The sequence below is a fragment of the Sphingosinicella sp. CPCC 101087 genome (assembly GCF_004151485.1).
GTDB lineage: Bacteria > Pseudomonadota > Alphaproteobacteria > Sphingomonadales > Sphingomonadaceae > Allosphingosinicella.
On sequence record NZ_SBFF01000004.1, the window covers coordinates 80,792 to 102,949 of the forward strand.

A 22,158-nucleotide genomic window follows, 5' to 3' on the forward strand; every position below is an offset into this window, starting at 1 on the left:
AGCCTTGATCGACGCCTTACTGACATCGATGACAGCGACGGCGAACGCCATACGCTGGGAGAATCTCGGGCTCGATCCGGTGATCGTCGACCTCGGCTTCTTCCAGCTCAGATGGTACAGCCTTGCCTATCTCGCCGGGATCGTCATCGGCTGGTGGTACCTGCTGAAGCTGCTCGCCCAGCCGGGGGCACCGATGGCGCGGCGCCACGCCGACGACATGGTCTTCTACGCGACGCTGGGGATCATCCTCGGCGGCCGGCTCGGCTACGTCCTGTTCTATCGTCCCTTATACTATCTGGAAAATCCGCTTGAGATCCCGATGGTGATGGAAGGCGGCATGTCCTTCCATGGCGGGGTCATCGGCGTGTCGCTCGGCATCCTCTGGATGGCGCGCCGCCACGGCCTCGACTGGCTTCGGATCCACGATTATGTCGCCTGCTGCATTCCCTTCGGCCTGTTCCTCGGGCGGCTCGCCAATTTCGTGAACGCCGAGCTGTGGGGCCGGGCGACCGACGTGCCCTGGGCGGTGATCTTCCCCACCGGCGGCGAGATAGCCCGCCATCCGAGCCAGCTCTACGAAGCCTTTCTGGAAGGCTTCGTCCTGTTCCTGGTGCTCGCTTTCATGTTCTGGCGGACCCAGGCGCGCTACAAGCCGGGCATGCTGGTCGGCACCTTCGTGCTCGGCTACGGGCTCAGCCGCTTCTTCGTCGAATTCTTCCGGGAGGCCGACGAGCATCTCATGGAGTTCGCCCGCATCACCCATCTCCATATGGGCCAATGGCTGTCGCTGCCGATGATCCTGATCGGCCTCTACCTCATCCTCACCGCGACCCGCCGCACCGCGCGGGTTCGCCCGGTCCCGGCCGATGGCGCTGCCGCTTCCTGACGATGCGCCGGTAAAGGACGAGACGGTCGCCGACCGGCTCGCCCGCCGGATCGCGCGCGAGGGCTCGATCGGGGTCGCCGATTACATGGCCGAGGCGAATGCGCATTATTACGCCACGCGCGACCCGCTCGGCCGGAGCGGCGACTTCATCACCGCCCCCGAGATCAGCCAGATGTTCGGCGAGCTGATCGGCGTGTGGCTGGCCGACCTGTGGCTGCGCGCCGGGAAGCCGGAGGGCACGCGCTATGTCGAGCTCGGCCCCGGTCGCGGCACGTTGGCTCAGGACGCGCTGCGGGCGCTCCGCGGCACGGGACTGGAGCCGCCGCTCGACCTGGTCGAAATCAGCCCGACGCTGCGCAGAGCTCAGGCCGAGCGCCTGCCACCGGCGCGCTGGCACGAGACGATGGCGACGGTTCCCGGCAACGGCCCGCTGCTCGTCGTCGCCAACGAATTTTTCGACGCGCTGCCCGTCCGCCAGCATGCGCTGGGCGGCGGCGAACTTCGTGTCCGGCTCGAAGAGGGACGCTTCAGGCGCGATGCGGCCGAAGCGCTCGTCGAGGATTCGCCCGCCTCGATCGAGGCCGTCGGCGCGCTCGCCCGCCGGCTCGTCGCGCAGGGCGGAGCGGCATTGATCGCAGATTACGGACACGACCGACCGGGAGTAGGCGAGACGCTCCAGGCCGTCGCGGGCCACCGTTACGCCGATCCGTGGGAAGCGCCGGGAACCCGCGACCTCACCGCGCATGTCGACTTCTCCGCGCTTGCCGAGGCTGCAAGGTCCGCCGGGGCGCGCGTGTTCGGACCGGTCGGCCAGGGCGACTGGCTGGAAGCGATGGGAATACAGCTGCGCGCCGCCTCGCTCGCCAAGGCGGCGCCCGAGCGGACCGAGGAGATCGCCGCCGCCCGCGACCGCCTCACCGGGCCGGCGCAGATGGGCCGGCTGTTCAAGGTAGTGGCCCTGGTCGCGCCCGGCTGGCCGCAGCCGGCAGGCTTCTGATGACGGTCCAGTGGCGCAAGGCGGGCCCGGAGGATGCGGCGATCATGGCGGCGATCGGCCGCGAGACCTTCGTCGAGACGTTCGGTAATCTCTACACGCCGGAGGATCTCGCCGCCTTCCTCGTCAACCACAGCGAGGAGAAATGGCGCGCCGACCTGGCGGATCCGGAATATTCGATCCGGCTGGGCGAATCCGATGGCCGCGCCGCGGCTTATGCGAAGATCGGCCCGCCCTCGCTGCCGCTCGAGGCGAAAGGGCCGACGATCGAGCTTCGCCAATTCTACATCCGCAAGCCCTGGCAGGGTGCCGGCCTCGCGCCGCCGTTGATGGAATGGGTGCTCGCCGAAGCCCGCGCCCGGGGCGCCGTCGCGGTCCAGCTCTCGGTATTCACCGAAAATGTGCGCGCGCGCCGCTTCTACGAGCGCTATGGCTTCGAATATGCCGGCGAAAATAAGTTCATGGTCGGCAACCAAGCCGACGATGACCTGATCATGCGATTGAACCTTTGACCGTCGAGGCAATATGCTCCGCCCTCATCCAGGCGCCGCACGGCTTTCTCGGCCGGCGCGGCGGGGTGTCCGAGGGTATCTGCCAAGGGCTCAACGTGGGGCTCGGTTCGGGCGACGACCGCGCCGCCATCGCGGAGAATCGCCGCCGCGCCGTCGAGGCGGTTGCCCCTGGGGCGACGCTCGTGACGGTCCACCAGGTCCACTCGGCGGTGGCGGTGGTGGCGACGGGGCCCTGGCCCGACGAGGCGCGGCCGCACGCGGACGCGATCGTCACCGATCGGCCCGGTCTCGCCTTGGGCATCCTCACCGCCGATTGCGCGCCGATATTGTTCGCCGACGCCGCCGCGGGCGTGATCGGCGCTGCCCATGCCGGCTGGAAGGGCGCGTTCGGCGGCGTCGTCGAGGCGACGGTGACGGCGATGGAGTCGCTCGGCGCGGACCGCGCCCGGATCGCCGCAGCGATCGGCCCGGCGATCGCGCGGAGAAGCTATGAAGTCGACGAGGGGTTCCTGCGCCGCTTCACCGAGGCCGATCCCGAGCATGAGCGATTCTTCACGCCCGGCCGCGACGGCCACCATCAATTCGATCTCGAGGGCTTCGTCGCCGCACGCGTGGGTGGTGCCGGCGTGCGGCGGGTCGAGGCGCTGGGGCTCGACACCTATTCGGATCCCGACCGGTTCTTCAGCTACCGACGCGCGACCCATCGCGGCGAGCCCGATTACGGGCGGCAGATCTCGCTGATCGCACTGGCTGGATAAGGGGGTACCCGATCGGGTAGAGAGCCGGCGGGCGACGGACCTCACCCCCCGGGGCCGCACTGGCGTGCGGCCGGTGAACCTATCCGAAAGTGACAGGTTCGGTCTCCAGCGCATCAGATGCGAGTGGCTCAAGGGAGACATATCCATGCCAGACGAAGCCGACCTTACCGGCGCGACTCCGCGCCGCCGCCCCAAGCCCGACGTGCTCGAGATCGGCGGGCGCCGCCTGAAGCCATCGACCCTGATGATGGGGCACGGCTACGACCCTGCCCTTTCCGAAGGCGCGCTGAAGCCGCCCATCTTCCTGACCTCGACGTTCGTGTTCGAAAGCGCCGAGGCCGGTAAGCGCCACTTCGAGGGCGTGACAGGCAAGCGCGCCGGCGGCGCCGAGGGCCTCGTCTACTCGCGGTTCAACGGGCCCAACCAGGAGATATTGGAGGACCGGCTCGGCGTCTGGGAGGATGCCGAGGACGCGCTCAGCTTCTCCTCGGGCATGTCCGCGATCACCACCCTCCTGCTCACCTTCGTCCAGCCGGGCGACGTGGTCGTCCATTCCGGCCCGCTATACGCCGCGACCGAGACGCTGATCGGCCGGATCCTGGGCCGGTTCGGCGTACAATGGCTCGATTTCCCCGCCGGCGCGACCGAGGAGGAGATAGCCGAGGTGATGGAGCGGGCGAAGGGGATGGGCCGCGTGCCGCTCGTCTACCTCGAAAGCCCGGCCAACCCGACCAACCAGCTGGTCGACGTCCAGGCGGTGCGGCGGGTCCGCGACTCGCTGTTCCCCGACGATCCGCCGCCGATCGCGATCGACAACACCTTCCTGGGGCCGCTGTGGCATCATCCGTTGCGCCACGGCGCCGATCTGTCGGTCTATTCGCTCACCAAATATGCCGGCGGCCACAGCGATCTGGTCGCGGGCGGAGTCGTCGGCGCCGAGGCGCTGATCACGCCGATTCGGATGATGCGCAACACGATGGGCACGATCACCGATCCGAACACGGCCTGGATGCTGCTGCGCAGCCTGGAGACGCTGGAACTTCGAATGACCCGCGCCGGCGAGAATGCCGCCCGGGTCTGCGAATTCCTGCGCGAGCATTCGAAGGTGGAGAGCGTCGGCTATCTCGGCTTCCTCAGCGAAGGGCGGCAGGCCGACATCTACCGGCGCCACTGCACCGGCGCCGGCTCGACCTTCTCGCTCTACCTCAAGGGCGGAGAGCGGGAAGCCTTCGCCTTCCTCGACAGCCTGAAGATCGCCCATCTTGCGGTGAGCCTGGGCGGAACCGAAACGCTGGCGAGCCATCCGGCCGGAATGACCCATTTGTCGGTGCCCGACGCGCGCAAGCAGGCGCTGGGGATCACCGACAATCTCGTCCGCATTTCGATCGGGGTGGAGGATGCGGACGATTTGATCGCCGATTTCGACCAGGCGCTGCAGGCGGTTTAGCCGGCTTCCTTTCCCTGGCGAGGCCCCCTCAGCCGCGATCGGGACAAGCCCCAAGATCCAGTCGCAGCCGCCCAATTTCCCGTTCCGCGCCATCTGCGCCTGTGGCATCCTGCGTTCGTCGGGCGTTGAGGTCGGCATGGACGACTCGAGAACGGGCCCGCGCGGGTGGAAACGGACTGCGATGTCGCGGAGCGTGTGGAGCAAGTTTGCCGTCTTTTCGGTCGCGGCCTTGCTGCTGGCCGGGGCGGCGCCGGATTGCTCCTCCCAGGAGCGCTCTTCCGAAGCGCGCTTCGCCGCCGAGCGCGAGCGCATGGTCGAGAGCGTCGCCAGCATGGCCGCCGGCGCGGGGGTGAGGGACGCGCGCCAGATCGACCGCGCGGTGCTAGACGCGATGCGCTCGGTTCCGCGCCACCGCCTGGTGCCGGCGGGGAGCGAGGCCGAAGCCTATGACAACCGCCCGCTGCCGATCGGGCAGGGCCAGACAATCTCGCAGCCGTTCATCGTCGCCCTGATGACCCATCTGCTCGCGCCGCGGCCGGATCATGTGGTGCTCGAGGTCGGCACCGGATCGGGCTATCAGGCGGCCATCCTGTCGCGGCTCGTCGGCCGGGTCTATTCGATCGAGATCGTACCTGAGCTCGCCGAGCGCGCCGCCGAGCGGCTGGACGCGCTCGGCTATGACAATATCGTCGTGCGTCAGGGCGACGGCTATGCCGGCTGGCCCGAGCATGCGCCATTCGACGGAATCATCGTCACCGCCGGAGCCGAGCGGATTCCCGAGCCTCTGATCGCACAGCTGAAGCCGGGCGGGCGGATGGTCATCCCGCTCGGGCCGTCGCACGACCAGCAGCTGGTGCTGGTGACCAAGAGCGAGGCGGGCCGGATCCAGCGGGAGGCGGTGCTGCCGGTGCGGTTCGTGCCCTTCACTCGGGAGGGTGACGGGCGGGAGTGAGGCGGCTTGCGCCGGGATCGGGTCCTTCGGAGGGACTGGGCCCCGGCCTTCGCCGGGGTGACGATTCCGACCGAGCAGGACGGCGTCTGGTCGGTCAGGGAGCCCTGGTGTCGGCTCCCCGGCTGCGGCGCTCGACGGCGAGCAGCGGCACCGCTCCAGCGACGAGTACAATGATGCCGAACAAGGCTCCCACGCCGGTGTAGGCGATGCTGGAGTAGAGCAGATAGAATGTGGTGGCGCAGAAGATCAGCGGCAGGAGCGGATACAAGGGTACCCGGAAGGGCCGCGGCGCGGCGGGATCGCGCCGCCTGAGCACGAACAGCGACACGCCGACCAGCAGGAAGAAGAACCAGAAGACCGGCGCGGTGAAGGCGACGGCGGTCTCGAACCCGTCGCGGGTGAGGCTGCCGATCGCGACCAGCAGCAAGGCGGCCGCGCCCTGCACCAGCACCGCGGTGCCGGGTGTCCCGGTGCGTGAATTCCACCGCCCGAGCCAGGCGAGCGGCCGGTGCGCCTCCCCGAGCGCATAGGCGCTCCGCGCCCCGGTGATCATCGTCGCGTTGGCCGAGGTCAGGGTGGCGATCGCCACCAGGGCGCTCATCAGCAGCAGGCCCGGAGCGCCGAATGCGCGATCGAGCAGGTCGGCGGCGACCGTCTCGGACGCGGCCAGCCCGCCGAGCCCGAGCACGCGCAGATAGGCAAGATTGGCGAGCAGATAGAGCAAGGTGACGAGCATCAGGCTGCCGACCATCACCGGTGCGATGCGCCGCGCGACGTCGCGCAGCTCGGCCGAGATATAGGCCGCCTCGCTCCAGCCGCCGAAGGTGAGCAGCACGAAGACCATGACCAGGCCGATATTGGTCTGCACCGGCGCCGGGTGCGCGACCGGCTCGGCCGGTGCGATGAGGAGACCGGCCACGATCACCAGGACGAGGCCGAGCAGCTCGACCGCGGTCAGCCAGTTCTGCGTTCCGGCGGCCTTGCGGATGCCCGCCCAGTTGATCGCGGTGAGCAGGGCCACCGCCAGCGCGGCAAGGAAAGGCGAAGCGGACGGACCGAGGCCCGCAAGCCGCGCGGCATAATCGCCGAAGACGAAGGCGAGCAAGGCGATCGAGCCGGTCTGGATCACCGCCAGCCGGGCCCAGGCGTAAAGAAAGGCAAGCCGGGGTCCGAAGGCACGGCCGAGAAAATGATAGTCGCCGCCGGCATGGGGATAAGCGGCGGCGAGCTCGGCATAGCAGAGCGCGCCGACGATCGAGAGCAGCCCGCCGGCGGCCCAGGCGGCGAGCATGGCCGCCTCGCTTCCCGCCGCGCCGGCGATCACCGACGGCGTGCGGAAGATGCCCGCGCCGATGACGATGCCGACGGTGATCGCGACCGCGTCGCGCGCGCGCAGGGTAAGACGGGGCCGGCCCGCGCCGGACTCTCCGTCCGGAGGGGTCGCGCCCGGCCGCGCCGAGCCTCTCCCAGATTCGCCAAGTTCGTGAGGCTCCATGACAGGACGGCTTGGCACAGATCGGGACGAAGCGCATAGCCGGGGCTGGTCCGTGCCCCTTGCGAGAGGAGATCGAGGCTTGCGCTGCGAAACCCACTCTCCCCGGCGTGCCGTCGCAGCACTCGCGCTGCTCGCGGCCCTGGCGCTCCTGCCGGCCTGCACCGAGCCGGCGCCGGTCCGCGAAGCGGGACCGACCGCGACGGCGGCGAGGCCGCTGCGGGAACCGGACGTGCGCTATGAGCCGACCCCCCAGCCGGTCGTGCGGGAAATGCTTCGGCTCGCCCGAGTCGGCCCGACCGACCTCGTCTACGACCTCGGTTCGGGAGACGGCCGAATCCCGATCACCGCCGCGCGCGAGTTCGGGGCGCGCGGCATCGGCATCGACATCGATCCCCAGCGCATCCGGGAGGCGGAGGCGAATGCGCGCGCCGCCGGCGTCACCGATCGGGTGCGCTTCCGCAACGAGGATCTGTTCGAAGCCGATTTCCGGGACGCGACCGTCGTGACGCTGTTTCTCTACCCGGACGTCAATTTGAGACTGCGGCCGCGCCTGCTGCGCGAGCTGGCGCCGGGAACCCGGGTGGTGAGCTACTGGCACGACATGGGGGACTGGAGGCCGCTGCGCACCGTGCGGATGCCACGGTCGAACATCTATCTGTGGGTGATCCCGCCTGCCGCGGCGCCGGAATAACGGGTGGCGGCCGGACGTTGCGATCGCGGCTTCCCGCACCTGCCGGTTCCACGGCGAGCGTCGCCAAGGCGCTTCGAAACGATCCTCATCCTTCCATGGCCCTCGCCGTCACGATCCTGATCGAACACCCAGCGGCTACTGGCGAAACCGCGCTCACGCACGAGTCTCGAGGCCCTTCGGGCTTCCGCCGGTCCGCGAGACCGAGCGGGGGCAGACGGCAGCCTGGACGGATGCCGGAACATGCCGGGGACAGGATTCCGCGATCGGCATGAAATCAGGCCGCTCCGCACGCCTGGGGGGTCAGCGACCGGTGATTCGCATCACGACATGAATATTATCGCCCAGCCCGACGCCCGCCGCCTTCTGCACGGCCGCCTTGACGGGCAGCAGGTAGGTTTCGCCCTTCGGAAAGAGCGACGTGGTGAAATCGGCCGTTCCGATCCTCGCTTCGACCGGCACGACGCCCCACCCATAGCTTGCCGATCGCGCGGCATATCTGATCTCGGCGACATGATGTTCCGGGACGGGCGCGAAGAGATAGGGTGCCGGCCCGCGCCAGTGGATGACCTCCGCATCGAATTCGACGCACAGCAGAGGTTCGCCGCGGCTGTTCATACACCTGCCTTGTCGATCGACCTTGAACCGGAGCGCTTGCGGTCGCGCCAGTCGAGCACCTCCCAGCCTTCCGCGGTGGCGAGGCGGATCAGCCGGTCGTCGGCATTGGTCGCGAAGGCCTCGTCCGACCAGCGATGCACCGGCGCATCGGAGATGTGGTCGGAATAGAAGCGGATGTGGACGGCGCCGCGCTCCAGCCCCTCGCGCTGGAGCCAGGCTTCGATCATGTCGAGCTTGGCAAGGCCGTAGCAATTGCGGCCGTCGATCCGGGCGACGATCCGGCCGCGTTCGTCAGGAAGCGTGTCGGTGGCGATGACGTCGTCGAAGCCGAGCCTGGCGGCGATCGCCGCCGCGTAGAGGCGATAGGAAGCGGTCGCCAGCACCAGTCGGCGGCCGGCGGCCTTGTCCTCGGCGATACGGGCGCGGGCACCGGCCATGATGTTGGTGGCGAGCTGTCGGTCGGCGAAGCTCTGCACCACCGGCTCGAGCCGCTCCGAAGGGACCCGGCCGACGAGAAGGCGATAGTTCAGCTCCTTGAGCCGGCCGCGGTCGATCAGCCGCAGCCCATAGAGAAGGCCGGTCACCAGCAAGGCCGGAGCGAGCGCCATCCGCCACGGCGCGAGCCGGAGAACGGCATGGACCAGGAACAGGCCGTAGGTCGGCCTCCGGGTCACGGTCTTGTCCATGTCGTAGATGGCGAGCGTGGGCATGGGACGCCTTCATAGCGCGTTATGGTCATGGCCGAGATGGAAATTCGGACACCGGCGCTTCCCGGGCGAAGGCTGAATCCTGGACGGACTCTGCACCGCGATCCCGAGTCTCCCCGGGAACACCGAAAAGCATCAGACTTCGGGCATCAACGAGGACCGGTGTCGGTATGGGGACCTGCCCCGGCGAATTCGGCCGATTCGCGGCGATATCCGCCCATCCGTTTCACCCGAACCGCGCCTCTTCGCTTGCCGCCTCACGGGATTTGACGCACTAATCCCCCTCACATGACCGCAACAGCCGACTTCGACCAAAAATATGAGGATGGGCGCCGGGTGCTGCGGTTCAGCGGCAACCTCACCCTGTTGCGCGTTCGCAAGCTGAACGAGCAGCTCGAGGCGATCGAGGGCGACAAGCTCGTCGTCGATCTTTCGCAGGTCGACCGGATGGACACGGTCGGCGCCTGGCTCATGCACAAGCTCCAGCGCGACCGCGGCGCAGAGATCGTCGGCGCCAACGAGGATCACCAGACGCTGATCGACCATGTCGCGCGCGCCGACCAGCCGATGAAGGTACGGCGCGAGGCCGAGCCGAGGCTGCGCCAGCTTGCCGGTGAAGTCGGGCTCGCGACGCAGACCGCCCTCCATACGATGGTCGGCCTGCTCGGATTCTTCGGCGCCCTGCTCATCTCGATCGGGAACATCATCCGCCATCCGCGCCGGTTCCGGTTCAACGCGGTCGTCACCCGATTCGACGTCGTCGGCGTGCGGGCGCTCGGCATCATCGGCCTGATGAGTTTCCTCGTCGGGATCGTCATCGCCCAGCAAGGCGCGGTCCAGCTTCGCCAGTTCGGTGCCGAAGTATTCACCGTCAACCTCATCGCCCGCAGCGCGATGAAGGAGCTCGGCGTGCTGATGACCGCGATCATGGTCGCGGGGCGGTCGGGATCGGCTTTCGCCGCCCAGCTGGGATCGATGAAGCTGAACGAGGAAGTGGATGCGATGCGGACCATCGGCGTGTCGCCGATGGAAGCCCTGGTGTTTCCGCGCGTCCTGGCGACCGTGCTGATGATGCCGCTGCTCGGCTTCTATTCGGCGATGATCGCGATCGTCGGCGGCGGCCTGTTCTCCTGGGTCGCGCTGGACATGCCGCCGATCACCTTCGTCCAGCGCGTCCGCGAGATCATTCCGATGACCGACATCTACCAGACGCTGATCAAGGCGCCGGTGTTCGGGCTGATCATCGCCATGGCCGGTTGCTATCAAGGCCTGCAGGTCGAGGGAAATGCCGAGGAGGTCGGCCTGCGGACGACCACCGCGGTGGTCCAGGGCATTTTCCTGGTGATCGTCCTCGACGCCATTTTCGCGGTGTTCTTCACCGAGATCGGCTGGCCGTGATTCAGCCGAACGTATCCGTCATCGAGGTCACGGGCCTGGAGAACCGCTTCGGCGAGCAGGTGGTTCACGATGGGCTCGACCTCAGCGTCCGCAAGGGCGAGATACTCGGCGTGGTCGGCGGGTCGGGCACCGGCAAGTCGGTGCTGATGCGATCGATCATCGGCCTCAAGACGCCCGATGCGGGCGAGGTCACCGTGTTCGGCGAATCGATGGTCGGCCGCGACGAGGAAGAGGCGAAGCATGTCCGCCGCCGATGGGGCGTGCTGTTCCAGGGCGGTGCCCTGTTCTCGACCCTTACCGTCGCCGAGAACATCCAGGTGCCGATCCGCGAATTCTATCCCGGAATCAGCCAGGACCTGCTCGACGAGATCGCCGCCTACAAGACGGCGATGAGCGGGCTGGCGCAGGACGCCGGGGCCAAGTTTCCGGCAGAGCTGTCCGGCGGCATGCGAAAGCGCGCCGGGATCGCTCGCGCGCTGGCGCTTGATCCGGAACTGCTCTTCCTCGACGAGCCGACGGCGGGACTGGACCCGATAGGCGCGGCCGCATTCGACGAGCTGATCTGCGAACTGAGGGAGGCGCTCGGCCTGACCGTCTTCCTGATCACTCATGATCTCGACACGCTGTACGCGATCTGCGACCGGGTGGCGGTGCTGGCCGACCGGAAGGTCGTCGCGATCGGGACGATCCCGGAACTGCTGGCTCTGGATCATCAGTGGATCCAGGAATATTTCCGGGGGCCGCGCGGGCGCGCCGCCTCGAAGATCGACGCAGCTGAGAAGGCCGAAGCCTGATGGAAACCCGCTCGAACCAGATCCTCGTCGGCAGCATCGTGCTCGGTCTGCTCGCCGCCTTGGCGGTCTTCATCGTCTGGCTCAGCCAGCTCGGCGAAGGCGGGGAGAAGACCTACGACGTCTTCTTCCAGCAGTCTGTCGAGGGGCTCGCCAAGGGTTCCGCGGTCACCTTCCGGGGCGTGCCGGTCGGACAGATACGATCCATCAATCTCGAGCCCGCCAGTCCCCAGTTCATCCGCGTGCGCATCACCGTCGCCGAGCAGACTCCGGTCCTGCGCGGCACCACGGCGACGATCCGAGGCGTCGGCTTCACCGGCGTCTCGCAGATCCAGCTCGACCCGCCCGAGGCGGTTCCTGGCCGGCCGGCGCCGCCGCGCGAGCAGATCGTCTGCCCGGAGCAGAATCGCGAGGCCGAATGCCCGTACGGCTATCCGGTCATTCCGACCCGGCCCGGCGCCCTCGGCCAGTTGCTCAACACCGCGCCGGAGCTGCTCGAGCGGGTCTCGACACTGACCGAGCGGCTGACCGCCTTGCTGTCCGACCGCAACCAGGAGTCGATCGCCGGAATCCTGGACAATCTCGAGGTAGTGAGCCGAAGCCTGGCCGAACGATCACCCGAAATCGCGGCGTCGCTGGCCGAGGCCCGGGTGGCGATCGCCCAGGCGGGCGCCGCGGCCGAGCAGCTCGGAAAGCTCGCCGGCACCACCGAGGCCCTGCTGGACGAGGACGGCCGGCCGCTGATCAACGATCTGAGGCGGACGGTCCAGGCAGCCGAGCAGAGCATGCAGAATCTCGACTCGGTCCTCGGCGACGCACGCCCCGGCGTGCAGGCTTTCTCGACACAGACGCTTCCGGAGATCGGGCAGCTGGTCCGCGATCTTCGCGCCACGACCGATTCTCTGCGGGACATCAGCGGCCGGCTGAACCAGCAAGGCGTGAGCGGCGTGATCGGCGGGCAGCGCCTTCCCGACTACCAGCCCGGACGGAGGAATTGACGATGCGTGCAGCAGGCTTTCGCGCTATCGGGCGCCCCGGGCCCGGACGGACTATCGCCGCCGGCCTTGCCGTTCTGCTCCTCGGCGCCTGCCTCGGCGGCCCGGACGTCCCCGACCAGCTGCTGACCCTGAGCGCGTCCTCGAGCCGGGCGGCGGCGGCGCAGACCTCCGCGCCGGGGCAGACGATCAGCATCGCCGAGCCGAGCGTGCCGCAGGCGCTGCGCACGCCCCGGGTTCCGGTCTATGTCAGCGAGACCGCGATCCAGTATCTCCAGGATGCCCAGTGGATCGAATATCCGGGCGCCCTGTTCGGGCGGCTGATGAGCGAAGTCATATCCGCCCGCACCGGCCGGGTGGTGCTGCACCCCGACCAGTTCGTCCAGGACCCCGGCCTTAGAGTGACCGGACAGCTCCATCGGTTCGGGATCGACTCGACGACGATGGAGGCCGTCATGGTCTATGACGCCGCCGTCCTGCGGGGCGACTCCGGCATCACGACCAACCGCTTCGAGGCGCGCGTCCCGGTCGCCGGAGTGACGCCGGAGGCGGTCGCGCCAGCGCTCAACCAGGCCGCGAACCAGGTGGCGGAGCAAGTCGCGGCCTGGGTGGCGCAGTAGCACACCGCCGTCACCTCAACTCACCGCGAAGCCGCGCAGGCTCCTCCGCTCCGCGGGGGAAGCAAGAAGCCTAGCCCAGGCTCTTGCTGGCCTGCTCGAACACATCCTTGGAAAGGCCCGCCGTCGCGACGATCCGCTCGAGCTCGGCGCGCATGAGTGCGGCGCGCTGTTCGTCGAAGCGGCGCCAGCGGCCCAGCGGGGGAACCAGTCGGGCCGCAGTCTGCGGGTTGAGCTTGTCCTCGGCCAGGATCATGTCGGCCAGGAAGCGGTAGCCGCGCCCCGACACATCGTGAAACGCGCGCTGGTTGGCGGCGAAGGCGCCGACGAGCGAGCGCAGCCGGTTCGGGTTGGACAATGTGAAATCCGGGTGCCGGGCAAGCGCCTCCACCTGGGCCGGCGTGTCGGCGCGCGTCGACAAGGCCTGCACGCTGAACCATTTGTCGAGCACCAGCGCATTGTCCCGGTAGCGGTCGTAAAAGGCGGAGAGGGCCGCCTGCCGCTCCGCCGAATCGCCATTGGCGAGGACGACCAGCGCGCCCTGCCGGTCCGTCATGTTGTCGGCGCCGTCGAACTGGGCCTGGGCGAGCACGGGCGCATCCGCCGCGCCGGCCGCCATGATGTAGCCGAGCGCGACCGAACGCAGCCGTCGGGCACCCTTGGCGGACGAACTATATTCGTAGCGATTGGCGGCGTGAGTCGAATAAGCCTGCCGCCACAGCGCCTCCAGCTCGCGGCCGAGCTCGGCGCGCAGCGCCTCGCGGCTCCGGTGGATCGCATCGGGATCGACCGTGTCCATCCGGTCGCCGATGAAGGTCTCGCTCGGCAGGAGCACCGTTTCGGCGACGAAGGCGGGATCGAGCGCCCGATCGGCGAGCGCGTGGCGCACGGCCTCGACGACCGCATGATGATCGGCCGCGCCGCCCGAGACGGACCGGATCAAGGTGTCGAGCATCAACTGCTGCATCGCCTCGTAGCGGGCGAAGGGATCGTCGTCATGCGCGGACAGGAAAGCGAGGTCGGCCGCCGTGCGGTCGGTCTCGACGATGATGGGTGCCGAGAAGTCGCGGTTGATCGACAGGACCGGCCGTTCGGGCGCGCGCTCGAGCACGACTTCGGCCTTCGCCTCGTCGAGGAGGACGAGACGCTCGTCGGCCGCCACGCCGGTGGCCTCGTCGAGCAAGGCGATCCTGAGCGGGATCGGCATCGGCTGCTTGGCGGGCTGCCCCGGGGTCGGCGGCACCTCCTGCTCGAGCAGCAATCTCGGGCTGCCCGGACCCCGCACCAGGCTCGCCCTGACCCGGGGGGTGCCCGCCTGGGAATACCACAAGCGGAAGCGCGACAGATCGGCCCCGCTGGCATCCTCCATCGCCCGGACGAAATCCTCGCACGTCACCGCCTGGCCGTCATGCCGGTCGAAATAGAGGTCGCATCCGGCGCGGAACTTCTCCGGGCCCAGGATAGTGCGGATCATCCGGATGAGCTCGGCGCCCTTGTTGTAGACGGTCGCCGTGTAGAAGTTGGAGATCTCGATATATGAATCGGGCCGCACCGGATGCGCGAGCGGCCCGCCGTCCTCCGGAAACTGGGCCGCGCGGAGCATCCGGACGTCCTCGATCCGCTTCACCGCGGGCGAGCCCATGTCGGCGCTGAACTGCTGGTCGCGGAAGACCGTGAAACCCTCCTTCAGCGACAGCTGGAACCAGTCGCGGCAGGTGACCCTGTTCCCCGACCAGTTATGGAAATATTCGTGCGCGACGACGCCGGCGATCGCGTCATAGTCCGCATCCGTCGCCGTATCCGGGTCGGCGAGGATGTAGCGCGAGTTGAAGATGTTGAGGCCCTTATTCTCCATCGCGCCGAAATTGAAGTCGGCGACCGCGACGATGTTGAACATCTCCAGGTCATATTCGCGGCCGAACACCTCCTCGTCCCACTTCATGGCCGCCTTCAGCGAGGTCATGGCATGCTCGGTCTTCGGCAGGTCGCCCTCGCGAACCCAGATGGCCAGCTGCACGGTCTTGCCGGAGCGGGTGACGAAGCTGTCGCGATTGGCGACGAGGCTGCCGGCGACCAGCGCGAAGAGATAGCAGGGCTTGGGAAAGGGATCGTGCCATTCCGCCCAATGCCGGCCGCCGTCGAGCTCGCCCTGCGCGACCGGATCGCCATTGGCGAGCAGCACCGGATAGGCCCCGCGGTCGGCGACCATCCTGACCCGATATCGGCTGAGCACGTCCGGACGGTCCGGAAACGGCGTGATCCGGCGAAAGCCTTCGGCTTCGCACTGCGTGCACAGCATGCCGCCGGATTCGTACAGTCCCATGAGCTGGGTGTTGGCGCGCGGCGCGATCTCGACCTCGGTCTCGACGGTGGCACGGTCGCCTTCGATCGGGATTCTCAGGACGTCATTCTCGAAACGATAATTGACCGCCTGGCCGTCGACCGCGACGCGGCGCACCACGAGATTCTTGGCGTCGAGGCGCAGCGGCAGCCGGTGCCGGCCTTCGCGCTCTATCTCGAGAGTCGAGCGCACCACCGTGCGCGCGCCGTCGAGATCGAGTTCCAGCGAGATCTGTGGAACGCGCCATTCCGGCGGCTGGTAGTCCTCGCGCCGAACGATCGGCGGAGGGGCGGTGTGAGCGGGACGGGCATCGGCCATGTCCAAGGTGTAGGACCGAGCAGGAACCGGCGCAATGGAAGGCGAACGGTTGCTGTGCCGTAACACGCGCCGCAAATCGCACGTCTCGTCGAATTTTTCAGGCTTCCTCAATGTTTTCCTGCTGATAGGGTCGCGCCATGAACCGCATAGACGACCTGCTGATCGACAAAGTCACCTCCCCGCTCGCCGGATGGCTCCAGCACCGCCTGGACATGCCTCCGTGGCGCGCCTCATTCGAATGCCTGAACGGCAGCGTCGTCTTCTACGTCGCCGCGGTCGCGCTCCAGATCGCCGGCACGGGACCCTATGACGGGGTGTTCGCGATCATGCTGAGGGCCCTGGTCTGGCTGCTCGTCCTCGAAGCGGTGCGCAAGCATGCCTATCGCCAGGCGGCCTCGTCGGTCGGCACCCGGACGGCGCGCGTGCGCGAATGGATGTTCCGGATCGTCTTCGCGGCCATGCTGCCGATCAGCCTCTGCTATGCCGACGGGATCGACAATCTTCTCTATTCGACCTCGTTGCTGCTGCTTGTCGGGCATCTCTACTTCAAGGCCTCGGACACTCCGCCGCCTCAGCCGAAAGGCCGTCTCGCCCTCGGCCGCGCCTGAGCGAAGCGGCAAGCGCGCCCACCGGATTCGGTCCGGCGGCGGAACCAAGCCCAAGGGTCAAGCGTCTTGTTGGCGATCCGCAGTTTCGGCTGACGGAGCACGGACGGGAGTATCCACCATGGGTCTTATTCTGGCGCTTATCATCGGAGGCATCATCGGGTGGCTGGCCAGCATCGTCATGCGCACCGATGCCCAGCAGGGGATCATACTCAACATCGTCGTCGGCATCGTCGGCTCGCTGCTCGGCAGCTTCCTGCTTGGCGGTTTCTTCGGTGCTGATGGCAATATCATCAACAGCCCGCTCGACGTCGGCACCCTGATCGCCGCCTTCCTTGGCGCGGTCATCCTGCTGGCGATCGTCAACCTGTTCCGCAGGGGCGCGGTCCGCTAACCGAGGTTTCGGTCTCCGGCAAGCCCGCTTTCGTCCCCCGGCGCGGGCTTGCCCATCCAGGGCAGCAGGCGATCCCATCGCCTGCTGTCCTAGTTTTCACGTCCTGGTGGGCGCCTGCCTCGCTCGCAGCGCAATCGCCATTCCAGCCAGCGCCAAGATGCCCCCCGCGACGGCGAGCGCCGACCAGCGATAGCCTTCCGCGACGGTCGAGATCGCCATGGCGAGAATCGGAATGAGCAGACTCGAATAGGCCGCGCGGCCAGGCCCCACTGCCCGGACCACGGCGAAATACAGCGGGAAGGCGAGCGCCGAGGCGACCAGGCCGAGGTAGAGAAGCCCGAGCCAATAGCCCGGCCGCGAATCGGCGACCGGCGCGCCTGACAGCAACCAGGCAATGAGGGCGTTGGCGACGCAGGCATAAACCATTGCCCAGGCGACGAGACTCGCCATCGGCCAGGCTGTTACGCGGCGGGTGGCCTGGATGACGTTGGCGGCCGACGCCGAGAGGACGCCGAGCAGGCTGAAGCCGATCCCGAGTCCGATCTCCCGGGGCGGGAGCGGGCTCGCCCGCAATTCTTGCACGAACAGAAGGGCGACCCCCGTCGCCGCGAGCGCGGATCCGCCGACGAAGCCGATGGTCAGCCGCTGCTTGAGGAACAGCCAGGCAAGCACGCTGTTGGGTACCATCAACAGGGCGAAGACGGTCGCGACCAGACCGGACGTGACGTGATGCTCCGCCGCGTAGACGAAGTTGAAGTTCAGGGAGAATTGCAGGAGCCCGAGCGGGACGGCGAGGAGATGGCCGGCCCGGCCGATGCGCAGCGAGGCGCCGACGGCGGCGGCGTAAACGAGCATCGCAACGGCGGCGATGGCGAATCTGTAGGTCACGGACCATGAGGCGGGTACCGGGAACGGTCCGCCGATCTGATCCTTGATGACGATCCAGGTCGAACTCCAGATCAGCGTGATGAGAAGAAAGGGGATCAGGACCTTCGGGTCGCGGAGCCCGCGAGCGTCGCTCACAGCGCCCGGATTGCCGCCGCGAGCGCATCGACCGCGGCCGGGTCGCTGTCCCAGCTCGTCACCAGCCGCGCCTCACCAGGCCCCCAGTCGTAAAAGTCGAAGCCCTGAGCGCGCAATGTCGCCGCTTCCTCGAACGTCACCCGCACGAACACCTCGTTAGCCTGCACCGGCAGGACCAGACGATCCGCTCCGGCCGCTTCGGCGAGCCGCGCTGCCGCCGCATTGGCGGCGCGGGCGTTGCGCAGCCACACGTCGCCCTCCAACATGGCGAGGATCTGAGCGGCAAGGTAGCGCCCCTTGGACAGGAGATGGCCCGCGCGCTTGCGGCGGTAGCGGGTGGCCATCGCCAGCTCCGGGCGGAAGAAGACGAGGAGCTCGGCGGACAGGCCGCCATTCTTGACGAATCCGAAGCTCAGCGCATCGACGCCGGCCTTCCAGCTGAGGTCGGCCGGGGTGCAGCCGAGGCTCGCCACCGCATTGGCGAAACGGGCGCCGTCGAGATGGAAACCGAGGCCCCGATCACGGCAGAGCGATCCGAGCGCCGCGGTCTCCTCGGGCGTGTAGACGAGACCATATTCGGTCGCGTTGGTGATCGACAGCGCCGCCGGCTGGACCTGATGCACGTCGTCACGGACCGTGTCGATCAAGGCCTTCACCGCCGCGGGAGTCAGCTTCGCGCCTTCGCCCTCGGCGAGCAGCAGCTTCGCGCCATGGGTGAAGAATTCGGGCGCGCCGCATTCATCGTTCTGGATATGAGCGTCGCGATGGCAGACGATGGCGCCGTGCGGCGGGCAAAGCGCGGCCAGAGCAAGGCTGTTCGCGGCCGTGCCGGTCGAGACCCAGAGCGCCGCCACCTCGGTTCCGAACAGGCCGGACAGCGCCTCGTCGAGACGTCGGCTCCAGGCATCGCCGTCATAGGCCGTGTCCATGCGATTGGCCTCGGCGATCGCCGAGATCGCCTCGGGGCAGGCCGCGGCGGCATTGTCGGAAAAGAAGCGCATGCGGCGGCATTAGAGCCGGCACGGGCCCGGTCAATCCTGCGGATCATCCGCGAAAAGAAGGCGTGCGTTTACGAAATCTTGGCCCTTGGCCGCTAGTCCGGAATTCGAACCGAGGGAAAAGGAATGGGCGCCGACAATTTCGTGAACGCCGAGGTAGGCGGAAAGCGCGCGGCGAAGCGGGCGCGGGTCCTGATCGCGGCGAAGCTGAAGACGCCCCTCGGCGAGGTCGACGTACGTCTCAGGGACCTGTCGCGAAAGGGGGCCCTCGTCGAATGCGTCCAGCAGCCGGAGGTCGGCAGCGAGGTGGTCTTCATACGCGGCTCGACGCAGGTTCCGGCGCGCGTCGCCTGGGCCGCGGGTGGGCGGATCGGGCTCGAATTCCTGTTCATGATCGACGAACAGGAGGTGCTCGTCCAGCTCAAGCGCCGCGAGAGGTCTTCGGGGGACCGCTACCGGCGCCCCGGCCTCAACGAGGTCATGTCCGACCAGGAGCGCAAGCTCGCCGTCGCCTGGGGCGTGACCGTCGGGCTCAACCTCCCCGGAAGCGACAGCTGAGACCGGCCGTGACCGCTTTTTCCGGCCACTGGTCACCTTCGTTCAGCGCCCCGCTGACGCTCAGCGGCGAAATCTCCACCCACGTCGAATTCGATGCGCCGACACGGAAGAGCCGACGCTCCGAGCGGGTCCCGGTCGCGCTCGGCGCGGGCCTGCGCCAGCGCGGCGCATCGGGCGTCTCCGTCCAGATCACGGACCTTTCCACCGACGGCTTCCGCGTCGCCACGCACCTCGAACTGCAGGTCGGCACCGACGTGTGGCTGCGCCTTCCCGGCCTGGAGGCGAGCCACGCCCGCGTCGTCTGGGCGGAAGGTCAATCGATCGGCTGCGCCTTTATTCGCCCCCTACACCCGGCCGTCCTCGAAATGATCGTTGCGAAGTCCCAGCGACGCTGAGCCGGCCCGGGGCGACCAGCCGCCGGACGGATTCGGAATTTGTCCGATCTTGTGTTAAGCGGGCGGGGTCGAGGGGAGGCGACAATATGGAATCAGACTATCGCTATTATTCGCGTCGAGCCGCGGAAGAGACGCGGCGTGCGGCACGCGCCATTACACCCGAAGCCCGCGAGCGCCATCGTGAGCTTGCCAACCTGTTCGAGACCAAGGCCGAAGAGCGTCATCACGGCCAGGAACGACGATATGCCCGTTAGGGCCTGACTTCCTCGCGATGGGATAGCAATAGGCACCCTGGCCGTGAGATATTCACGGCCGCCGCGGCTTTATTGGTGCGCCGCCTTGAGCATCTGTCCCGAAACATGGACCAAGATCGACCGGGTCGCCCGATCGCGCCTGTGCGGCGGATCGAAGCCTGGAAGCCCAGGCCATTGGCCGCGAATGGTGCTGCCGGTGAGGATTGAACTCACGACCTCAGCCTTACCAAGGATGCGCTCTACCACTGAGCTACGGCAGCACGTCGTTCGCGGAAGGCGGCGCTATGGCCGCTGGGGCGATATAGTGTCAAGGCGGCTCGCCGCAACCGCGCCCGTCGCCCGCCGCCGGATTGAGTTTGGCGCCGGTCGGGCATAACCCGGCGCCATGGCTGGAAAGGACCAAGAGCGCGCACAAAGGCTCGCCGCGGCGCTGCGCGAGAATCTGCGCCGCCGCAAGGCGCAGGCGCGTGCGAAGGACCATGCGCCGGCCGACGACAAGAAGGAACCGGACTCCGGCGCCTGACCGGCTCCGGCCGATCGCATCAGAGCGGGGCGCACTGCGCCTCGAGCCAGGCGCGTACCTCCCCTTCGAGCTGCGGCCCCACGACCTCGAGCACCTTGGCGTGATAGCGGTCGATCCAGTTGCGCTCCCCGGGCGAGAGCATTCCGGTTTCGATGAGGGCGCGATCGATCGGCGCGAAGGTGAGTGTCTCGAAGCCGAGCATCTTCCTTTCCGCGCCCTCGATCTCGCGGGCCACGACGAGGACGAGATTCTCGACCCGAATGCCGTAGGCGCCGGTCTTGTAATAGCCGGGCTCGTTCGAGAGGATCATTCCGGCGCGCAGCGGCTCGTCTCCTCCGGGCTGGCCGCTGCCGGCCGGCGAGATACGCTGCGGCCCCTCATGGACGGAGAGAAAGCTTCCGACTCCGTGACCGGTGCCGTGGGCATAATCGAGCCCCGCCTGCCAGAGATATTGCCGGGCAAGGCTGTCGAGCTGGCTGCCCCGCGTGCCGTCGGGGAAGATTGCCCGCGCGACGCCAACATGGCCCTTGAGGACGCGAGTGAAGCGGTCGCGCATCTCCGCGCTCGGCGTGCCGATCGCGACGGTGCGGGTAACGTCGGTGGTTCCGTCCGGATACTGGCCGCCGCTATCGACGAGGTAGAGGGAATCGCGCTCGAGCGGCCGGTTCGTCTCTTCGGTCACGCGATAGTGGACGATCGCGCCGTTCGGGCCCGCGCCCGAGATGGTGTCGAAGCTCAGATCGCGAAGGTCGCCGCAGGCCTGCCGCAACGCATGCAGCTTCGCCGCGGCGCCGAGTTCGTCCACCCCGCCCTTGGGCGCCTCGACCGAGAGCCAGTGGAGGAAGCGGGACAGAGCCGCGCCGTCGCGCGCCTGGGCGGCGCGATGGCCCGCTATCTCGACTTCATTCTTGATCGCCTTCGGTAGAACGGAGGGGTCGCGTCGGGCGATCACCTTGGCACCCGCCTTGTCGAGCGCCCCGAAAATCGCCGCTACCGAGCGTTCCGGATCGACCGCGACCACCTTGCCGCCCTGCCCCGCCAGCCAGGGTTCGAATGCGTGGCGCTCGTGCAGCCGTACGCCGTTGCCGAGATGCTGCCGCACGTCCGGTCCGACCTTCTCCGAATCGACGAACAGATCGGCGGTGCCGTCCGCGTGGACGACGGCGAACGACAGAGCGACGGGAGTATGCTCGACATCCTGGCCGCGCACGTTGAGGGTCCAGGCAATGGAATCGAGGGCCGCGAGCACTGCCGAGTCCGCCTTCTGGGATTTCAGCCAGTCGGCCATCTCCTGTCGCTTGGCGGCCGACGAGCGGCCGGCAAGGCTGTCGGAGTGGACGATGAGGCGCGCCCGCGAGGGCTCCGGCTTGTCGGCCCAGACGGCATCCACCGGGTTGCGTCGCACCGGCACCAGTTCGGCCCCCTTGTCGGCAAGCGCTTCCCGGGCCTTTTCGACCCAATCCCTCGTATGAAGCCAAGGATCATAGCCGATCCGCGCCCCTTGTGGCGCGTTCGCCTTCAGCCAGTCGGCGATGCTGGTCTCCGGGACCGACTGATAGCTCCAATGCTCGCCATCGACCTGGGCCCGCACCTGCAGCGTGTAGCGGCCATCGACGAAGATCGCCGCCTGTTCGGGCAGCACCACGGCGGATCCGGCCGAGCCCTGGAACCCGGTCAACCAGGCCAGGCGCTGGGCGTAGCTGCCGACATATTCGCTCATATGCTCGTCGGTGAGCGGCACGACGAAGCCGTCGAGTCGGTCGGACTTCAGTTGCTCGCGAAGCGCGGCGAGGCGGGCGGCATAGGTGGACATTTGCATTTTCCCGATTGGCGTCTATCGCCCGAGATAATCGCGCCGGGCACGCCGCGCTAGCGGGGGTGGGAACCATCA

24 protein-coding genes and 1 tRNA gene are annotated in these 22,158 nt (G+C 67.9%); 17 read left to right on the forward strand and 8 right to left on the reverse strand.

Annotated elements, in window-relative coordinates:
• The first annotated feature begins 28 nt into the window (after positions 1-28).
• The 6 genes from lgt (at position 29) to EKM57_RS07690 (ending at position 5,549) form a co-directional block, all read left to right on the forward strand.
• The gene (gene lgt / locus EKM57_RS07665) at positions 29-886 is read left to right on the forward strand and encodes a prolipoprotein diacylglyceryl transferase (protein ID WP_129791912.1); all 858 of its coding nucleotides are present in this window, start codon (positions 29-31) and stop codon (positions 884-886) included.
• A complete protein-coding gene (locus EKM57_RS07670) occupies positions 867-1,883 on the forward strand; it encodes a class I SAM-dependent methyltransferase (RefSeq protein ID WP_243450939.1) in 1,017 nt (338 codons plus the stop codon). The genes lgt and EKM57_RS07670 overlap by 20 nt, the downstream gene beginning before the upstream one ends.
• On the forward strand, positions 1,883-2,392 hold the full coding sequence (locus EKM57_RS07675; RefSeq protein ID WP_129791913.1) for a GNAT family N-acetyltransferase: 510 nt from the start codon (positions 1,883-1,885) through the stop codon (positions 2,390-2,392). Before EKM57_RS07670 ends, EKM57_RS07675 begins: the two co-directional genes overlap by 1 nt.
• Positions 2,389-3,150, forward strand: coding sequence for a peptidoglycan editing factor PgeF (pgeF, locus tag EKM57_RS07680; protein ID WP_129791914.1), 762 nt, complete (start codon positions 2,389-2,391; stop codon positions 3,148-3,150). The genes EKM57_RS07675 and pgeF overlap by 4 nt, the downstream gene beginning before the upstream one ends.
• Positions 3,151-3,295: 145 nt before the next feature.
• On the forward strand, positions 3,296-4,597 hold the full coding sequence (locus tag EKM57_RS07685) for a cystathionine gamma-synthase family protein (protein ID WP_129791915.1): 1,302 nt from the start codon (positions 3,296-3,298) through the stop codon (positions 4,595-4,597).
• A gap of 181 nt (positions 4,598-4,778) precedes the next feature.
• The gene (locus tag EKM57_RS07690; protein ID WP_129791916.1) at positions 4,779-5,549 is read left to right on the forward strand and encodes a protein-L-isoaspartate(D-aspartate) O-methyltransferase; all 771 of its coding nucleotides are present in this window, start codon (positions 4,779-4,781) and stop codon (positions 5,547-5,549) included.
• A 94-nt stretch (positions 5,550-5,643) separates the two neighbouring features.
• Here the strand turns inward: EKM57_RS07690 and EKM57_RS07695 are convergent, their stop codons facing one another.
• Positions 5,644-7,044 (reverse strand): APC family permease, encoded by a 1,401-nt coding sequence (locus EKM57_RS07695; protein ID WP_129791917.1) that lies wholly within the window; start codon positions 7,042-7,044, stop codon positions 5,644-5,646.
• A gap of 79 nt (positions 7,045-7,123) precedes the next feature.
• On the opposite strand from EKM57_RS07695, the gene EKM57_RS07700 reads away from it, so the two are divergent.
• Positions 7,124-7,735, forward strand: coding sequence for a cyclopropane-fatty-acyl-phospholipid synthase family protein (locus EKM57_RS07700; RefSeq protein ID WP_243450940.1), 612 nt, complete (start codon positions 7,124-7,126; stop codon positions 7,733-7,735).
• Between the two features lie 300 nt (positions 7,736-8,035).
• Here EKM57_RS07700 and EKM57_RS07705 read toward each other — a convergent pair whose 3' ends face one another.
• Both EKM57_RS07705 and EKM57_RS07710 read right to left on the reverse strand, forming a co-directional pair.
• A complete protein-coding gene (locus EKM57_RS07705; RefSeq protein WP_129791919.1) occupies positions 8,036-8,350 on the reverse strand; it encodes a DUF1905 domain-containing protein in 315 nt (104 codons plus the stop codon).
• Positions 8,347-9,060 carry an HAD family phosphatase gene (locus EKM57_RS07710; protein WP_129791920.1) on the reverse strand — a complete coding sequence of 238 codons (714 nt, stop codon included), beginning with the start codon at positions 9,058-9,060 and terminating at the stop codon, positions 8,347-8,349. Before EKM57_RS07710 ends, EKM57_RS07705 begins: the two co-directional genes overlap by 4 nt.
• 285 nt (positions 9,061-9,345) lie before the next feature.
• Between EKM57_RS07710 and EKM57_RS07715 the strand changes: the two genes are divergently transcribed.
• The 4 genes from EKM57_RS07715 to EKM57_RS07730 are packed head-to-tail and all read left to right on the forward strand — an operon-like array spanning position 9,346 to position 12,861.
• Entirely contained in the window at positions 9,346-10,455 is a 1,110-nt protein-coding gene (locus EKM57_RS07715; RefSeq protein WP_129791921.1) for an ABC transporter permease, read from the forward strand.
• Positions 10,452-11,249 (forward strand): ABC transporter ATP-binding protein, encoded by a 798-nt coding sequence (locus tag EKM57_RS07720; RefSeq protein ID WP_206185342.1) that lies wholly within the window; start codon positions 10,452-10,454, stop codon positions 11,247-11,249. The genes EKM57_RS07715 and EKM57_RS07720 overlap by 4 nt, the downstream gene beginning before the upstream one ends.
• Positions 11,249-12,244 carry an MlaD family protein gene (locus tag EKM57_RS07725; RefSeq protein ID WP_129791922.1) on the forward strand — a complete coding sequence of 332 codons (996 nt, stop codon included), beginning with the start codon at positions 11,249-11,251 and terminating at the stop codon, positions 12,242-12,244. The genes EKM57_RS07720 and EKM57_RS07725 overlap by 1 nt, the downstream gene beginning before the upstream one ends.
• A gap of 2 nt (positions 12,245-12,246) precedes the next feature.
• A complete protein-coding gene (locus EKM57_RS07730) occupies positions 12,247-12,861 on the forward strand; it encodes an ABC-type transport auxiliary lipoprotein family protein (RefSeq protein WP_129791923.1) in 615 nt (204 codons plus the stop codon).
• A gap of 70 nt (positions 12,862-12,931) precedes the next feature.
• On the opposite strand, the gene pepN is transcribed toward EKM57_RS07730, so the two are convergent.
• Positions 12,932-15,517, reverse strand: a complete 2,586-nt coding sequence (pepN, locus tag EKM57_RS07735; RefSeq protein ID WP_129791924.1) for an aminopeptidase N — start codon at positions 15,515-15,517, stop codon at positions 12,932-12,934.
• A 137-nt stretch (positions 15,518-15,654) separates the two neighbouring features.
• On the opposite strand from pepN, the gene EKM57_RS07740 reads away from it, so the two are divergent.
• Both EKM57_RS07740 and EKM57_RS07745 read left to right on the forward strand, forming a co-directional pair.
• Positions 15,655-16,125: a hypothetical protein gene (locus tag EKM57_RS07740; RefSeq protein ID WP_129791925.1), complete on the forward strand. Its 471-nt coding sequence runs from the start codon at positions 15,655-15,657 to the stop codon at positions 16,123-16,125.
• 118 nt (positions 16,126-16,243) lie between these two features.
• Positions 16,244-16,516, forward strand: coding sequence for a GlsB/YeaQ/YmgE family stress response membrane protein (locus tag EKM57_RS07745; RefSeq protein WP_129791926.1), 273 nt, complete (start codon positions 16,244-16,246; stop codon positions 16,514-16,516).
• A 96-nt stretch (positions 16,517-16,612) separates the two neighbouring features.
• Here the strand turns inward: EKM57_RS07745 and EKM57_RS07750 are convergent, their stop codons facing one another.
• Both EKM57_RS07750 and EKM57_RS07755 read right to left on the reverse strand, forming a co-directional pair.
• A complete protein-coding gene (locus tag EKM57_RS07750) occupies positions 16,613-17,539 on the reverse strand; it encodes a DMT family transporter (protein WP_129791927.1) in 927 nt (308 codons plus the stop codon).
• Positions 17,536-18,540, reverse strand: coding sequence for a low specificity L-threonine aldolase (locus tag EKM57_RS07755; protein WP_129791928.1), 1,005 nt, complete (start codon positions 18,538-18,540; stop codon positions 17,536-17,538). Before EKM57_RS07755 ends, EKM57_RS07750 begins: the two co-directional genes overlap by 4 nt.
• A 123-nt stretch (positions 18,541-18,663) precedes the next feature.
• Here EKM57_RS07755 and EKM57_RS07760 point away from each other — a divergent pair, with 123 nt between their 5' ends.
• The 3 genes from EKM57_RS07760 to EKM57_RS21805 all read left to right on the forward strand — a co-directional run bounded on the left by EKM57_RS07760 (position 18,664) and on the right by EKM57_RS21805 (position 19,744).
• Positions 18,664-19,095 carry a PilZ domain-containing protein gene (locus EKM57_RS07760; protein WP_129791929.1) on the forward strand — a complete coding sequence of 144 codons (432 nt, stop codon included), beginning with the start codon at positions 18,664-18,666 and terminating at the stop codon, positions 19,093-19,095.
• An 8-nt stretch (positions 19,096-19,103) separates the two neighbouring features.
• On the forward strand, positions 19,104-19,490 hold the full coding sequence (locus EKM57_RS07765; RefSeq protein WP_129791930.1) for a PilZ domain-containing protein: 387 nt from the start codon (positions 19,104-19,106) through the stop codon (positions 19,488-19,490).
• Positions 19,491-19,576: 86 nt separating this feature from the next.
• Positions 19,577-19,744 carry a hypothetical protein gene (locus EKM57_RS21805; RefSeq protein ID WP_165357260.1) on the forward strand — a complete coding sequence of 56 codons (168 nt, stop codon included), beginning with the start codon at positions 19,577-19,579 and terminating at the stop codon, positions 19,742-19,744.
• A 185-nt stretch (positions 19,745-19,929) separates the two neighbouring features.
• On the opposite strand, the gene EKM57_RS07770 is transcribed toward EKM57_RS21805, so the two are convergent.
• Positions 19,930-20,004 (reverse strand) — tRNA-Thr (locus EKM57_RS07770).
• Positions 20,005-20,129: 125 nt separating this feature from the next.
• Between EKM57_RS07770 and EKM57_RS21810 the strand changes: the two genes are divergently transcribed.
• Positions 20,130-20,267 (forward strand): hypothetical protein, encoded by a 138-nt coding sequence (locus tag EKM57_RS21810; protein ID WP_165357262.1) that lies wholly within the window; start codon positions 20,130-20,132, stop codon positions 20,265-20,267.
• Positions 20,268-20,286: 19 nt separating this feature from the next.
• On the opposite strand, the gene EKM57_RS07775 is transcribed toward EKM57_RS21810, so the two are convergent.
• Positions 20,287-22,080, reverse strand: a complete 1,794-nt coding sequence (locus tag EKM57_RS07775; protein WP_129791931.1) for an aminopeptidase P family protein — start codon at positions 22,078-22,080, stop codon at positions 20,287-20,289.
• Between the last annotated feature and the right edge of the window lie 78 nt (positions 22,081-22,158).

Bases quoted from the DNA above. Each gene is read 5' to 3' on its own strand.
- lgt (WP_129791912.1), top strand. From the start codon at position 29: ATGACAGCGACGGCGAACGCCATACGCTGGGAGAATCTCGGGCTCGAT.
- EKM57_RS07670 (WP_243450939.1), top strand. From the start codon at position 867: ATGGCGCTGCCGCTTCCTGACGATGCGCCGGTAAAGGACGAGACGGTC.
- EKM57_RS07675 (WP_129791913.1), top strand. From the start codon at position 1,883: ATGACGGTCCAGTGGCGCAAGGCGGGCCCGGAGGATGCGGCGATCATG.
- EKM57_RS07685 (WP_129791915.1), top strand. From the start codon at position 3,296: ATGCCAGACGAAGCCGACCTTACCGGCGCGACTCCGCGCCGCCGCCCC.
- EKM57_RS07690 (WP_129791916.1), top strand. From the start codon at position 4,779: ATGTCGCGGAGCGTGTGGAGCAAGTTTGCCGTCTTTTCGGTCGCGGCC.
- EKM57_RS07695 (WP_129791917.1), bottom strand. From the start codon at position 7,044: ATGGAGCCTCACGAACTTGGCGAATCTGGGAGAGGCTCGGCGCGGCCG.
- EKM57_RS07705 (WP_129791919.1), bottom strand. From the start codon at position 8,350: ATGAACAGCCGCGGCGAACCTCTGCTGTGCGTCGAATTCGATGCGGAG.
- EKM57_RS07710 (WP_129791920.1), bottom strand. From the start codon at position 9,060: ATGCCCACGCTCGCCATCTACGACATGGACAAGACCGTGACCCGGAGG.
- EKM57_RS07715 (WP_129791921.1), top strand. From the start codon at position 9,346: ATGACCGCAACAGCCGACTTCGACCAAAAATATGAGGATGGGCGCCGG.
- EKM57_RS07725 (WP_129791922.1), top strand. From the start codon at position 11,249: ATGGAAACCCGCTCGAACCAGATCCTCGTCGGCAGCATCGTGCTCGGT.
- EKM57_RS07730 (WP_129791923.1), top strand. From the start codon at position 12,247: ATGCGTGCAGCAGGCTTTCGCGCTATCGGGCGCCCCGGGCCCGGACGG.
- pepN (WP_129791924.1), bottom strand. From the start codon at position 15,517: ATGGCCGATGCCCGTCCCGCTCACACCGCCCCTCCGCCGATCGTTCGG.
- EKM57_RS07740 (WP_129791925.1), top strand. From the start codon at position 15,655: ATGAACCGCATAGACGACCTGCTGATCGACAAAGTCACCTCCCCGCTC.
- EKM57_RS07745 (WP_129791926.1), top strand. From the start codon at position 16,244: ATGGGTCTTATTCTGGCGCTTATCATCGGAGGCATCATCGGGTGGCTG.
- EKM57_RS07755 (WP_129791928.1), bottom strand. From the start codon at position 18,540: ATGCGCTTCTTTTCCGACAATGCCGCCGCGGCCTGCCCCGAGGCGATC.
- EKM57_RS07760 (WP_129791929.1), top strand. From the start codon at position 18,664: ATGGGCGCCGACAATTTCGTGAACGCCGAGGTAGGCGGAAAGCGCGCG.
- EKM57_RS21805 (WP_165357260.1), top strand. From the start codon at position 19,577: ATGGAATCAGACTATCGCTATTATTCGCGTCGAGCCGCGGAAGAGACG.
- EKM57_RS21810 (WP_165357262.1), top strand. From the start codon at position 20,130: ATGGCTGGAAAGGACCAAGAGCGCGCACAAAGGCTCGCCGCGGCGCTG.
- EKM57_RS07775 (WP_129791931.1), bottom strand. From the start codon at position 22,080: ATGTCCACCTATGCCGCCCGCCTCGCCGCGCTTCGCGAGCAACTGAAG.